12 protein-coding genes and 1 tRNA gene are annotated in these 12,781 nt (G+C 62.5%); 6 read left to right on the forward strand and 7 right to left on the reverse strand.

Annotated elements, in window-relative coordinates:
* Positions 1-67: 67 nt before the first annotated feature.
* The 3 genes from KZ491_RS04545 to KZ491_RS04555 all read right to left on the reverse strand — a co-directional run bounded on the left by KZ491_RS04545 (position 68) and on the right by KZ491_RS04555 (position 2,565).
* Positions 68-1,321, reverse strand: coding sequence for a lytic murein transglycosylase (locus KZ491_RS04545; protein WP_222564622.1), 1,254 nt, complete (start codon positions 1,319-1,321; stop codon positions 68-70).
* 280 nt (positions 1,322-1,601) lie between these two features.
* Positions 1,602-2,021, reverse strand: coding sequence for a hypothetical protein (locus tag KZ491_RS04550; RefSeq protein WP_222564623.1), 420 nt, complete (start codon positions 2,019-2,021; stop codon positions 1,602-1,604).
* A gap of 457 nt (positions 2,022-2,478) precedes the next feature.
* Positions 2,479-2,565: transfer RNA gene (locus tag KZ491_RS04555), tRNA-Leu, on the reverse strand.
* Between the two features lie 158 nt (positions 2,566-2,723).
* On the opposite strand from KZ491_RS04555, the gene KZ491_RS04560 reads away from it, so the two are divergent.
* The 5 genes from KZ491_RS04560 to KZ491_RS04580 all read left to right on the forward strand — a co-directional run bounded on the left by KZ491_RS04560 (position 2,724) and on the right by KZ491_RS04580 (position 8,951).
* Positions 2,724-3,116 (forward strand): CopL family metal-binding regulatory protein, encoded by a 393-nt coding sequence (locus KZ491_RS04560; RefSeq protein WP_222564624.1) that lies wholly within the window; start codon positions 2,724-2,726, stop codon positions 3,114-3,116.
* A 134-nt stretch (positions 3,117-3,250) separates the two neighbouring features.
* Positions 3,251-5,062, forward strand: coding sequence for a copper resistance system multicopper oxidase (locus tag KZ491_RS04565; RefSeq protein WP_222564625.1), 1,812 nt, complete (start codon positions 3,251-3,253; stop codon positions 5,060-5,062).
* A complete protein-coding gene (locus tag KZ491_RS04570) occupies positions 5,059-6,021 on the forward strand; it encodes a copper resistance protein B (protein ID WP_222564626.1) in 963 nt (320 codons plus the stop codon). Before KZ491_RS04565 ends, KZ491_RS04570 begins: the two co-directional genes overlap by 4 nt.
* Before the next feature lie 15 nt (positions 6,022-6,036).
* Entirely contained in the window at positions 6,037-6,582 is a 546-nt protein-coding gene (locus tag KZ491_RS04575; protein WP_222564627.1) for a DUF411 domain-containing protein, read from the forward strand.
* 50 nt (positions 6,583-6,632) lie between these two features.
* The gene (locus KZ491_RS04580; protein ID WP_222564628.1) at positions 6,633-8,951 is read left to right on the forward strand and encodes a heavy metal translocating P-type ATPase; all 2,319 of its coding nucleotides are present in this window, start codon (positions 6,633-6,635) and stop codon (positions 8,949-8,951) included.
* A 695-nt stretch (positions 8,952-9,646) separates the two neighbouring features.
* Here the strand turns inward: KZ491_RS04580 and KZ491_RS04585 are convergent.
* The 4 genes from KZ491_RS04585 to KZ491_RS04600 form a co-directional block, all read right to left on the reverse strand.
* On the reverse strand, positions 9,647-10,309 hold the full coding sequence (locus tag KZ491_RS04585; RefSeq protein WP_222564629.1) for a hypothetical protein: 663 nt from the start codon (positions 10,307-10,309) through the stop codon (positions 9,647-9,649).
* Positions 10,306-10,758, reverse strand: a complete 453-nt coding sequence (locus KZ491_RS04590) for a hypothetical protein (RefSeq protein ID WP_222564630.1) — start codon at positions 10,756-10,758, stop codon at positions 10,306-10,308. The genes KZ491_RS04585 and KZ491_RS04590 overlap by 4 nt, the downstream gene beginning before the upstream one ends.
* Complete coding sequence (locus tag KZ491_RS04595) at positions 10,755-11,618, reverse strand: SRA domain-containing endonuclease (RefSeq protein ID WP_222564631.1); 864 nt, start codon at positions 11,616-11,618, stop codon at positions 10,755-10,757. The genes KZ491_RS04590 and KZ491_RS04595 overlap by 4 nt, the downstream gene beginning before the upstream one ends.
* Before the next feature lie 268 nt (positions 11,619-11,886).
* The gene (locus tag KZ491_RS04600; RefSeq protein WP_222564632.1) at positions 11,887-12,228 is read right to left on the reverse strand and encodes a helix-turn-helix domain-containing protein; all 342 of its coding nucleotides are present in this window, start codon (positions 12,226-12,228) and stop codon (positions 11,887-11,889) included.
* A gap of 110 nt (positions 12,229-12,338) precedes the next feature.
* On the opposite strand from KZ491_RS04600, the gene KZ491_RS12920 reads away from it, so the two are divergent.
* Complete coding sequence (locus tag KZ491_RS12920; RefSeq protein ID WP_425493091.1) at positions 12,339-12,668, forward strand: helix-turn-helix domain-containing protein; 330 nt, start codon at positions 12,339-12,341, stop codon at positions 12,666-12,668.
* The last annotated feature ends 113 nt before the right edge of the window (positions 12,669-12,781 follow it).

Genomic DNA, 12,781 nt, shown 5'->3' on the forward strand with positions numbered 1-12,781 from the left:
GGGATCCGGATCAGGTCAGGCCACGAGGATAACCGCCCGTGGAACTGATCTGCGTGTTGTCGCGCCATTAGCCGGAGGTTCCCGCTCCCGCTTCGCGCGTAGCGTGTTGCAGCGCGCGCAGGATCGCCTGCCCCGCCCGTCCGTCGGCGCTCATCCCCAGCCGCTCTTGCTCGCGCTTGATGGCTGCGCGGCTGGCGCTGCCGATCATGCCGTCAACCTCGCCGATCTCGTGACCGCGCTGCAGTAACAACATCTGCAGCTCACGGCGTTCGCGGCGCGAGAGTCCGGGATCATCGGTCGGCCATGCAGTGACCAGTCCGCCCTGCCCTCGCAGGCGGTCCGCCAGCAGCGCGATCGCGAACGCATAGCTCTCCGCCGCGTTGTAGGAGTAGATCGCATCGAAATTCTTGAACACCAGGAACGCGGGCCCTGACTTGCCCACGGGCAACATGAGCGCCGTGGGCTTGTCCGAGCCGGCGAGCGGCGCTCCATCCACGCGGGTGATGCCACGACCGGTCCAGAACGACAGCGGCCTGCGCGACGTGCGACCGGAAACCGACGCATCGAAATTGGCTGGCAGCCGCACTTCGTAACCCCAGGGCTCACCGGTGCGCCAGCCCGAGCGCTTCAGGTAGTTGGCCGTGGAAGCCAGCGCATCGGGGACGCTGCCTACGAGGTCGCGGCGGCCGTCGCCATCGAAGTCCACTGCGATACGCCGGTAGGTGGACGGCATGAACTGGGTATGGCCAAAGGCGCCCGCCCAGGAGCCGACCAATTTGTCCGCCGCCACGTCGCCGGCCTGGACAATCTGCAGCGTCGCAATCAGCTCACCGCGGAAGAACGGCTGCCGGCGGCCCATGCACGAAAGCGTTGTCAGGGATGTCAGCAACGGCCGCTTGCCGAAGGTCTTGCCGAAGTCACTTTCCACCCCCCAGACGGCCACCACCGTCGCCGGGTCCACACCGTACTGGCTCTCCACACGCTTCAGCGTGGCGGCGTGCTCGCGCAGCATCGCCTGCCCGTCCTCGACGCGCTCGGTATCGACCAGTCCCGCCAGATAGTCCCAGATCGGAGTTTTGAACTCGGGCTGGCTGTCCAGCAGCGGCAGCACCGACACATCCGGCGTCACGGTGCCCACGTGCTGGTCGAATACCGCAGCGCTTATCCCGGCCCCGAGCGCCTGCGTGCGCACACCGGCAAGGCAGCGATCGAACGCGGCGGCGCCATAGGACTCATCGCCCGGCGCGGCAAAGCACTGCAGCGGAAGCGCGATTGCGCCCAGTGCCGCCAGGACACAGGGAAGAAGCCGGGAATTTGACATGGGCAACACCGCGAAAGTCGGGGGACGGCGCCCATGGTCGCACCGACTGGCAGGAACAGCGCCGGCATCCGTTCAGCAAGGGAAAGCGGCACTCACCACGGGGTGCCCGGACCGGGGGTCGAGCTCGGATAATTTCGCGGTTAACCGGGTTTGAGTTCAAAGCCTCGATCAAGGACGGGCGATGAAAGCTATCGATAATAAAGACTCAGGGTTCAGTTCGCAGAATCCGGTGTGCGCCGACATCGGCCCACACAGTACCGGCGGCCCGCTCCTCTAGCAGCTACGGGATGCTGAAGTTGAATGGCATCGCGGAAGACGTAGACGCCACGCTGCAGGTTTTGCTAAAGCCGTCGACATCCCAAGCAGCCTTCTGCTCTGCGATTGCGCGGTTCACGATTAGACAACAATCTGAAACTTCCCCTGAGTGCATGGGATCCGCGATGTACGGCTTACCTTGCCAAACCATGAACGCGGTCATACCCGAGTATCCGCCAAAACCTGTCTTCGCATTGACCCTTCCACACACCAGCTCTCCATCCTCACCACCAACAAAAAACGTTTCGTCAAACTTTGCGCTATCGGGGTCCCTCAACACATCAAGAATTAACTCTTTTGCCCGCGCTTCCGCCTTCACATCCGAAATTTGTCCGCAACCAGTTGCTACGCATAGAACAAACAAAAAAACGAAAATCTTACTCATTAAACCCCTCTCGCTTGGTGAATAATCTGAATTGAAAAAGTGATCGATCCAGTACGACTCCAGCGTGGAGCGGGAGAGTAACTGCCCTCTTGGCTGATTACCGCCGAGGTCGAATGCTATTACACGCCGCCCGGAAGCAATCAAACAGTACGCTTGTAGTTGACGTGACTAACCCAGAATATCGAGCGTTCCCGAGACTATGTGGCGACAACTACGTGCGGCAGGCTACACGCCGCTCATGGATGTTCTCACGCATCTAAGGCTTCATGCGCGCATCTCCACCATGATTGAGGAGCCAAGTAAATCGGCCTCGCAGCGACGCCCAAGCCGCCGAACCTTGTTCCTTCGGTCCCGAGTACGTGCTTTTTGAAAGTCGGCACACACTCCTGTTGGTACTGGGATCTTGCCCCCTAGACCGAAAACATTGAACACTATTGCTCGACCCCACTGACCTTGTTGGTGCCCGGACCGGGAATCGAACCCGGATAGCCTTGCGGCTGACGGATTTTAAGTCCGTTGCGTCTACCAGTTCCGCCATCCGGGCTGAGGATTCGCACTTCGGCGCGGCCATTGTACGGACGCGGTCGTGATCCGCGTAACTCCGCGCGTCGGGTGCTTCATTGCGGCACTGCCAAACCGTCGCCGTTGCAGCCTGATTACGCTGCAGCGCGGGTGTGGTTTCTTGCTTTACAGTAGTCATCGATGCCCATCCCACACCTGCTACTGCGTGTCCTGCTCTGCCTGGCGCTGGTCCTCAATGGATCGGGCCTCGCCGTGGCCACGACCCAGATGCATGGGCAGCACGCGGGGATGGAAGTGCCGGTCTCCACTCCGGATGACCACATGGGCTGCCTAGAGCACGCCCGGACAACAACGCCCGACCCGGCCTCCGCGCCCTGCAACACCCATTCCGCGGCGGCAGAGTGCTGTGAAGGCTCGTCGTGTGATCCGGCCTGCCCGGCAGGAATGCTGTGGGCCGTGACGGTGCCATCGCAGGGGTGGTCCATCACGCCGCAGGTCCTGACGCCGCATCAGACGTTCTCCGACCATCCGGCACCCCTGCTGCAGAGTCGATACCGACCTCCGATCGGTTGAGTCCGGTCCGCCCGCTCAGGGCGACCGTTGCGATTTGCTGGCCAATAGGCGCGCTTGCTACGCCGCGCCGGCAAACGTTGAGCGATTCCGCCTTCGCGCGGACGACGACTTGATCCGAGTTCACGGAGCGATGCATGTCCACCGATTCTTCAGGCCGCTCTCCGGCGGTCCCCTCCCGGCGGCGATTTGTCACGGGTCTGGTCGCTGGCGGCCTTGCCGCTGGAGCTGGTCTCTGGCGGGTGCCGGCCCTCGCTGCCACCGGGAAGCCTTCATCCCATCAAACCCTGAGCGGCACCGACTTCGACCTATCAATCGGCAGCTCAATGGTCAACTTCACCGGCCGATCACGCCCCGCGATCACCGTCAACGGCACGCTGCCTGCGCCCCTGCTGCGCTGGCGCGAAGGCGACACGGTGACGGTGCGCGTGGCCAACCGCCTGCGCAACGCGCACTCATCCATCCACTGGCACGGCATCCTGTTGCCAGCCAACATGGACGGCGTTCCCGGCCTGAGTTTCGACGGGATCGCCCCCGGCGAGACCTACACCTACCGGTTCCAGCTGCAGCAGTCCGGCACGTACTGGTATCACAGCCACTCGATGTTCCAGGAGCAGGCGGGTCTGTACGGACCGATCATCGTGGAACCACGATCCCCGGCGCCATACCACTACGATCGCGAGCACGTGGTGCTGCTGTCGGACTGGACCGACATGGACCCGAACGCGCTGTTCCGGCGGATGAAAAAGAACGCCAGCCACGACAACTACTATCAGCGCACCGTGGGCGACTTCGTCCGCGACGTGCGCGAAGACGGCCTGTCGGCGACCCTGCAGGACCGCAGGATGTGGGGCCAGATGCGGATGACGCCGTCCGACATCTCCGACATCAACGGCCACACCTACACTTTCCTGATGAACGGCACCGCGCCGTCGGGCAACTGGACCGGCCTGTTCAAACCGGGCGAGAAGGTCTTGCTGCGCTTCATCAACGGCTCGGCGATGACCTATTTCGACGTGCGCATCCCCGGCCTGAAGATGACCGTGGTCGCCGCCGACGGCCAGTACATCCACCCGGTTTCCGTCGACGAGTTCCGCATTGCCGTGGCCGAGACGTTCGACGTGCTGGTCGAACCAGCCGGCGCGGACGCGTTTGCGATCTTCGCCCAGGACATGGGTCGCACCGGGTACGCACGCGGCACGCTGGCGATTCGCGAGGGGCTGCAGCCACCGGTTCCACCGCTGGATCCCCGCCCCCTGCTGACCATGGACGACATGGGCCACGGTGGTATGGATCACGGGACAATGGACCACAGCAGCATGGGACACGGAACTGCCAGCCCTGCCGATGGCGGCCACGCCGGTATGGATCATTTCGGCCATGACATGAGCGCGATAGCCGGCATGGCTGACTCGGCCGACGGCATGCAGCAGCACCCGGCGAGCGAGACCGGCAATCCGCTGGTAGATATGCAGGCGATGTCACTCGCGCCCAAGTTGGACGATCCCGGCATGGGCCTGCGCAACAACGGTCGCAAGGTGCTGACGTATGGCGCCATGAAAAGCCTGTTCGACGATCCCGATGGACGCGAGCCCGGCCGCGAGGTCGAGCTGCACCTGACCGGTCACATGGAGAAGTTCGCCTGGTCGTTCGACGGCCTGAAATTCGCGGACGTCGAACCGCTGCGACTCAACTACGGCGAGCGCCTGCGCATCGTGCTGGTCAACGACACGATGATGGGCCACCCGATCCATCTGCATGGCATGTGGAGCGATCTGGAAGACGAGAACGGCAGCTTCCATCTGCGCAAGCACACCGTGGATATCCCCCCGGGCACCAAGCGCAGCTACCGCGTCCGCGCCGACGCACTGGGCCGCTGGGCCTTCCACTGCCACCTGCTGTACCACATGGAAGCCGGAATGATGCGCGAAGTGAGGGTCGAGGAATGAGTCGCGTGATTGGTCCCGTCACCGCGTTGACATTCGCCCTGGGTCTGGTACTGCATGGCACCGCCGTTGCCCAGAACCATCGGGGTCACGCCGCATCGACGCCGACGCCTACGCCTGTCACTCACGACCACGCCCATCACGCTGCGCCGCTAGCGAGCAAACCCGCGAAAAAGGCGACCGTGAAAACGGCGACAAGGGTCGATGATCACTCAGCCATGGGACATGGGGCGCCAGCTTCTAGCAGCGAGCCGATCACGCCGATTCCTGTCGTCACGGACGCCGATCGTTCGGCCGCGTTCCCGGTCCTCCACCGCGGCATGCAACACGGGCAGCAGATCAACAGCTACGTCGCAGTCAACCGCCTAGAGGCCTGGGCCGCCAAACCCGGCTCCGCTCAGGCCTGGGAGGGCCATGCCTGGATCGGCAGCGACCTCAATCGTGTCTGGCTGCGCACTGAAGGCGAACGCACGGGCGGCACAACTGAAGCGGCGGACCTGGAGGTCTTTTACGGACGCAGCGTCTCCCCGTGGTGGGATCTCCTGGCCGGTATCAAACACGACTTCCAGCCGGGTGGTTCACAGACTTGGGCAGCGTTCGGCGTGCAGGGTCTGGCCCCAATGAAATTTGACGTCTCGGCCACCGCCTACGTCGGTGATTCCGGGCAGACCGCAGCCAACCTGGAGGCCGAATACGAGCTGCTGCTGACCAACCGGCTGATCCTGCAGCCGCTGGTGGGGATCACTGTGTTCGGCAAGGATGATCCGCAACGCCGCGTCGGCTCCGGATTCAGTTCAGTGGAGGCCGGCGCGCGCCTTCGCTACGAGATCAACCGTAGGTTCGCGCCGTATGTGGGCGTTGTCCACGAACGCTTTTTGGGCACCACCGCCGACCTCCGCCGCGCCGATGGCGAGGACACCCGTGACACCCGCCTCGTGGCGGGCGTACGCATCTGGTTCTAGAACGGAGTACCACCTATGAAACGCAATCGCCTCGTTTTACTGACCCTCGCCCTTGCGTCGGCGCATGCCCTCACGGCGTGTGCGGCGGCTCCGGACGACGATCCGGCCATGACTACGGCCGCGACACCCGCAGCCCAACCACAAACACCCGTGCACACGCCGGTGCCGGGCGAGTCCGCACTGCCGCTGATGGTGGTAAGCAAGAGCGCAAGCTGCGGCTGCTGCCACCTGTGGGTGGAACATATGCAGAGCGCGGGCTTCAAGGTCGAAGTCGTGAATACCGAAGAATTGGATCCCATCAAGCAGCGCGTGGGCGTGCCGTACGGCAAGGGCTCTTGCCACACCGCAGAAGTGGGCGGCTACTTTGTCGAGGGCCACGTGCCCGCTGCTGACATCAAACGCCTTCTCGCCGAGCGGCCCGATGCCAAGGGGCTGGTAGTACCCGGGATGCCGGCCGGATCGCCCGGCATGGAGCTTCCCGACGGACGTGTGCAGCCCTACATCGTCGAGCTTGTCGCCAACGACGGCACTACGTCGGAGTTTGCCCGTCACGGCGAGTGAGCCACTCGCACACACCCCGCCATCGCCATTGCAGCCCTCGGGAGGGACCCATGAACAACCCCCATCACCACAAGGACTCTGCGGAAGGGAGCGCCGTCACCGATCCGGTTTGTGGCATGCAGGTCGACCCGGAGGCGACCGAGCACCACGCCGAGCACGAAGGAACGACCCACCACTTCTGCTCAGCCTGCTGCCGCGAGCGCTTCGTCGCGGATCCTGCCCGATATCTTGACCCGCAAGCCGAAGACGTTGCCCCGGCCGCTCCCAAAGGGGCGATCTACACCTGCCCCATGCATCCCGAGATCCGTCAGGAAGGACCGGGCACTTGCCCGATCTGCGGCATGGCGCTGGAGCCGGAGATGCCGGGTCTGGACGATGAGGAAAATCCGGAGCTGCGTGATTTCAGCCGACGCTTCTGGTGGACGCTGCCGCTTTCGGTTGTCGTGATGCTGCTGGCGATGTTCGGCCACCGCTTCCCCGCCCTGTCGGTGGATACGCGCACCTGGATCGAATTCGCATTGACCCTGCCGGTGGTGCTGTGGGCGGGCGCGCCGTTCTTCGTGCGCGGCGTGCAGTCGGTCCGCAACCGCAGCCCCAACATGTGGACGCTGATCAGCATGGGCGTCGGCGCGGCGTTCGGCTACAGCGTGGTTGCCACGCTTGCACCCGACCTGTTCCCGGAATCGTTCCATGAGCACGGCCGGGTCGGGGTCTATTTCGAAGCCGCATCGATGATCATCTCGCTGACCCTGCTTGGCCAGATGCTAGAGCTGCGCGCCCGGTCCAAGACCTCCACTGCGCTGAAGGCACTGCTGGGTCTGGCACCCAAGACCGCGCGCCGGTTGAATGATGACGGCAGCGAGGAGGATGTCGAGCTCAGCCATGTGCATGTAGGGGATCGGCTGCGGGTTCGCCCGGGCGAGAAGGTGCCGGTGGACGGCGAGGTTATCGAAGGCAGCTCCAACATCGACGAGTCGATGCTCACCGGCGAGCCCATCCCGATCGAGAAGAGCCCCGGTTCCAACGTCATCGGCGCCACGCTCAACGGCAGCGGTGCCCTGGTGATCCGGGCAGAAAAAGTGGGCTCGGCCACGGTCCTTTCGCAGATCGTGCAACTGGTCTCGCAGGCGCAGCGCTCGCGCGCGCCGATGCAGCGCATGGCCGACAAGGTGTCGTTCTGGTTCGTGCTGGCCGTCATTGCTGTGGCCATTGCCACGTTCATTGTCTGGGGGTTTTTCGGTCCCGAACCGTCGTGGACGTTTGCGATCGTGAACTCGATTTCGGTATTGATCATCGCCTGCCCCTGCGCGCTCGGGCTGGCGACACCGATGTCGATCATGGTGGCGACCGGCCGCGCGGCCGGCGAAGGCGTCCTGTTCCGCGATGCGGAAGCCATCGAGAACCTGCGCAAGATCGATGTCCTCATCGTCGACAAGACCGGAACCCTGACCGAGGGGCGCCCGGCGTTCCACTCCACATTGGCCGCGGAAGGCTTCACCGGGGACGAGGTGCTGCATCTTGCCGCCAGCCTCGACCAGGGCAGCGAGCATCCTCTGGCGGATGCCATCGTCGCCGAGGCACGCCGGCGCGACATGACGCTGGAAACGCCGGAGGAGTTCGAGTCATCCACCGGTATCGGCGTGCGCGGCAAGGTCGGTGGCGCCACGTTGGCGATCGGCAATACCGCGTTGATGGAGGAGGTCGGCGTGGATGCGTCGGTTCTCGCCGAACCGGCCGAAGAATTACGCCGGGAGGGCGCCAGCGTCATGTACCTGGCGGTCGACGGCGTCCTGGCCGGCCTGCTGGCGGTATCCGACCCGATCAAGGCGACCACTGCCGATGCGATCAAATCGCTGCACGAGGCGGGCCTGAAAATCGTGATGGCTACCGGAGATGGCGTCACCACGGCCAAGGCGGTGGCGGAGACGCTCGGCATCGACGAGGTACACGGCGAGGTCCGCCCGCAGGACAAGATCGAACTGGTGCAGAAGCTGCAAGCCGAAGGCCGCAAGGTGGCGATGGCCGGTGACGGCATCAACGATGCCCCTGCCCTCGCCGGCGCGGATGTCGGCATCGCAATGGGCACCGGAACGGACGTGGCGATGTCCAGCGCGCAGGTCACCCTGGTGAAAGGCGACCTTCGCGGCATCACCCGTGCGCTCGCGATCTCCAGGGACACCGTTGCCAACATGAAGCAGAACCTGGGCTTTGCGTTCCTCTACAACGCCATGGGCGTGCCGATCGCGGCGGGCGTGCTGTACCCGTTCACGGGCCTGCTGCTGAGTCCGATGATCGCCGCGCTGGCGATGAGTCTGAGCTCGGTGTCGGTCGTTGCCAACGCGCTGCGGCTGGGCGCGAAGAAGGCCTGAGCGAGCGCTTCCTGCCGCCAATAAAAAACCCCTGACGAGTCAGGGGTTTCAAATGGAGGCCGAGGTCGGAATCGAACCGGCGTACGCGGATTTGCAGCCCGTATCACTGCCTGCAAAATCAACGACTTACCGAATTTACCACTATGAATACCACTCCAAAACCATCCAACGCAGACTCAATTGTACGATCGTCCGCGCCCTTTCATAACTCGCGACGGAACATAGTCAGTAGAACGACGGCACAGCCAACGCATCCCAAGACGTACTTTTCCGATGCGACGCGACGCGGTCCCTCGCTTCATATCGAAGCCGAAGAGTCAGCCGCCCATCCAACAGAGCGACGTGTTTACGTCGTGTCTACCAGCTTTCCAAGTACCTCGGGCGACGCGTCGGGCGCATCTCCTGGGCGCGAAGGAATTGCAGGCTTTGACTTTTAAGATTCGACGCGCGAACGACACAGCGTCGGAAGACGCTCTCGACAATCCCTTACGCGCCACGCGCGCCGTACACGAGTCTCCTCCCGGCGTTGATGCTCAACCCGCGCAAGCCCAAACTCGGGTGGCAGTTTTGCCATGACAGCCCAGCTCCTCGTGCCAAACGCCGTTGTCCAGCGGGGCGAGCAACGCGACGACCACACCGCCGACGCAGAGGGCTGGGCCGTGGGCATGGTCGCGAAGACGAAAGCCGGTAGGGAACTACAGTTCCTTGCTCCACTCAGGAGCGAAGCGTTCGAGAGTCTCGCCGAGATAGTCGTAGCTGCCCCGCAGATCGGCTTTCGCCTCGGCCATCGCGGTTGGTAGGTACATGGTGGCCGACGGCACTCCCGGGACAAACCAGTTGGAAACCCGCTCGGCAATGGGCTGGATGGCGTCTAGTGCTGCCTCAGCAAGCATCAATTCGCCAACCTGATCGGACGTAAGCAAGTGAAGCGCCTGACTGAACCGATCCAGCTTCTTCCGCGTTCGATCGATGTCGAGCAGCAAGTCGGCGGCAAGCCTTTCCAGCGCATCGACCTGTTCTTCCACCGCGCCATGATAGTGGACGTCCAGAGTCCCGGCCGCGTGGTCGGCTACGGCCAATTGACTTATGAGCTCGAACGATGCGTGGAAGACTTCGCCAAATTGCATGGCGATGGACTTGGCGAGATGCCGCGTTCGTTGAGCCTCTTGCACTCGCCACAGCAGGAGGGCGCCACCGATTGTGGCGACCGCGCCAATCACCGCACCGATGAGTGCCGCCGCGCTGTCGGGGAGCGTCACGCCCGTGGGCAGCATGATGGCCATGCCGGCGAGAAAGGCGATGGTGGCGACGATGAGCGTGTGGCCATGACCAGCGATGCAGTCGAGCGTCCGGCTCACTTTGTCCCTTCCTCAAAGTAGTCGCTGTCGATTTTCGGGCTATGGGGGTGTCGGAAATCAACAGCCTCGCCGCGCAGCACGCAGACCTCCGCCGGGCACACGACGACCTTGTACCCTTCGTAAGCTTCCTGCATCGGTTGTAGGGTCTCATCCGTCGCGCTGCACAAGGCGATCGACTGTACGCTGAGCGGTCCGAGCTGCTGCACCAACTGGCCGGAAAGCAGGGTCTGCCCCATGAGGTCCATACCCAGCCTCTTGTTCTTAGTCTGGATGACGATCAAATCCTTGCCCTGGAGATCGGGCTTAGCCGCTGTACGCACCCGCTCTGTGGGCCGCCGAGCACGATCACCTCTTAGGGAGGTCTTGGTGGCAATCCTGGACTCCTCTATCAGCAAGCCTCCGACCTGCGACCAGTACCAGAGGGTCGTCGGGGTTTCGCAACGACTCATATGACCAACGATTCCTTCGCAGCGATCGCCCGCCGGAGCGCCGCGTTTGTCGCCTTCCCGTCGGAGCCGTGGTGAATTCGCCGATGGCAGGTTGGGCAAATGGCCGCAACAAAGACCGGCGAATCTAAGCCGTTGTCAGAAAGGCGCTCTGTGTGGTGCGCCTCAAGATAGAAGGTTCCGTCTGGTCGCCGAAACGGCGCAATCGAGTCACAGCATTCGCAGGAACCTTGGGCCCGCGCAAACACGTATTCGACCACTGATCGTGACCGTTGGTAGATAGAACGGGGCGTATTGGTCGTGATCTTGGTCCCGGGCGGCTTGACCGCCTTATAGGCTGCTGCACGCAGGCTGGCCAACGAGGTCGGCGGCGAAGGAAACTGACTACCGGCGGGCAGGTCATTGACATCCGTGGCAGGCATTACTTCAGGAATCGCGCGAACCCGCACCAACTGGAACTGGATGATTTCTCGCTCATCTCCGTACTTGTCAGGCCCGCGAACCATGCTTGTGCTGGCGCACTGCATTTCGCCCATGTAGCGGTAGCGGCCATTGCGACTGACCTTCTTAAAAAGATGAAGGGCACGGCCTTCAACGCCATGGTCTCGAACGGCCGCGTTTCCTCGGACAAAGGTCATATCACCGACTTGCCCTTCACCGGTGTAGGTAAAGACCTGTTCCGCATCATCCCACTTATCGACGTACCCGAACTTTTCGCCCCCCTCTCCAGTGAAGATGAATACCGCCGGCGTTTGGCGCGAATGGGCAATGCCCCCCTGTGGGCTTCCCCCGAATCGGCCGGTGATTTCCTTAGATCTGGAGTAGACATTCCCTTCGACAAACGCGACGTCCAAGCCGTCCATTCTCACCTCCTTTTATGTGGGCCCAAACGGAGATCCTAAGCAATTCCTCTCTCTGGGACGGTCGAGCTCCTCGCCGGAGCGGCCATAGCCTAACGGATGGACCTGGCTGTCGACTCGGCTGAGCGAAAATCCCTGAGTCAGAAGTTCGGTCCTTTTCCTTCCCAGAGCATCCACGTCTTCTTCGATCCAGCTGCCGTAATTGCTTCTCTTCCAAATGCGGCCAGTGTCCCCGTCAAGAGGATGACTGCCGGAAGGAATGCGCAGGGCTCTATTCATCTCGAACCGCTAGGCGTTGTCTCATATGGGCTAGTACGTCGAGTCGATCGACGAGTGATAGTCGTGAAAAACTGTGGATGGCGTCTGCAACAGACTCGTCCTCTGCGTAGAGACTTGCGAGCGGAATGCCGAGAGCTGAGGCCAACCTTTGCGCAGTCTGCGAGTCGCAGTCATGCACGCCGCGCTCATAGCGATTGATCCTCGTGCTTGCGACGTCTTCGGCAATGCCCGCAAGCCTGCCTAATTCCTTCTGCGTCAGACCGGCTGCCGTCCGCGCTTCTTTGAGACGGGCGGCGAAAATGGATCTGGCAGGGAACTGGGGCAAGTCGAGCATCACTACTTGAACGAGTAGCGACCATGCCTTGCTTTTTGAAAGATGTAAGCTACGTTTAACGTAGCTTCTTAGGTAAGGGAGACATTGTTGTGGATCGAACTGCCCGTGATGTGGGAACGATCAACGGAACGCCCGGGTGTGCCTCCGAGTGCCTTAGCCTCAGTGAAACAGCAGAACTCTTGAGGATGGGCGTAGACGCGACGCGCGACCTCATCACAACCGGTGAACTTCCTGCTCTATCACTCAACCGGAAACATCTAGTGATCCTTCGCGACGATGTAATCAACTTCGTCCGTGAAGCCGCAAAGCGTCAGCAACGGGAACGGAAGGATCGCCATGTAAGGTGTGCTGCAAACGATCCCACAGACACAGTTCACGAGGTGGATGAACCCCAGCGTCGCAACGGAGGGCGCCGGCGCAGACAGCCGCCGCCTATCTAAGGAAGCGTCTTTCTCATGTCTCGACTGGAGTGCGAGGGCTCAGGACGCCGATTGATTGTGCAACGCGAGGCAACATCCAACCGTTGACCAACTTCAGCCACGCATATGCAGCC

This window comes from Novilysobacter antarcticus, from assembly GCF_019802285.1.
GTDB lineage: Bacteria > Pseudomonadota > Gammaproteobacteria > Xanthomonadales > Xanthomonadaceae > Novilysobacter > Novilysobacter antarcticus.

Bases quoted from the DNA above. Each gene is read 5' to 3' on its own strand.
- KZ491_RS04565 (WP_222564625.1), top strand. From the start codon at position 3,251: ATGTCCACCGATTCTTCAGGCCGCTCTCCGGCGGTCCCCTCCCGGCGG.
- KZ491_RS04545 (WP_222564622.1), bottom strand. From the start codon at position 1,321: ATGTCAAATTCCCGGCTTCTTCCCTGTGTCCTGGCGGCACTGGGCGCA.
- KZ491_RS04575 (WP_222564627.1), top strand. From the start codon at position 6,037: ATGAAACGCAATCGCCTCGTTTTACTGACCCTCGCCCTTGCGTCGGCG.
- KZ491_RS04595 (WP_222564631.1), bottom strand. From the start codon at position 11,618: ATGGACGGCTTGGACGTCGCGTTTGTCGAAGGGAATGTCTACTCCAGA.
- KZ491_RS04560 (WP_222564624.1), top strand. From the start codon at position 2,724: ATGCCCATCCCACACCTGCTACTGCGTGTCCTGCTCTGCCTGGCGCTG.
- KZ491_RS04600 (WP_222564632.1), bottom strand. From the start codon at position 12,228: ATGCTCGACTTGCCCCAGTTCCCTGCCAGATCCATTTTCGCCGCCCGT.
- KZ491_RS04570 (WP_222564626.1), top strand. From the start codon at position 5,059: ATGAGTCGCGTGATTGGTCCCGTCACCGCGTTGACATTCGCCCTGGGT.
- KZ491_RS04550 (WP_222564623.1), bottom strand. From the start codon at position 2,021: ATGAGTAAGATTTTCGTTTTTTTGTTTGTTCTATGCGTAGCAACTGGT.
- KZ491_RS04580 (WP_222564628.1), top strand. From the start codon at position 6,633: ATGAACAACCCCCATCACCACAAGGACTCTGCGGAAGGGAGCGCCGTC.
- KZ491_RS04590 (WP_222564630.1), bottom strand. From the start codon at position 10,758: ATGAGTCGTTGCGAAACCCCGACGACCCTCTGGTACTGGTCGCAGGTC.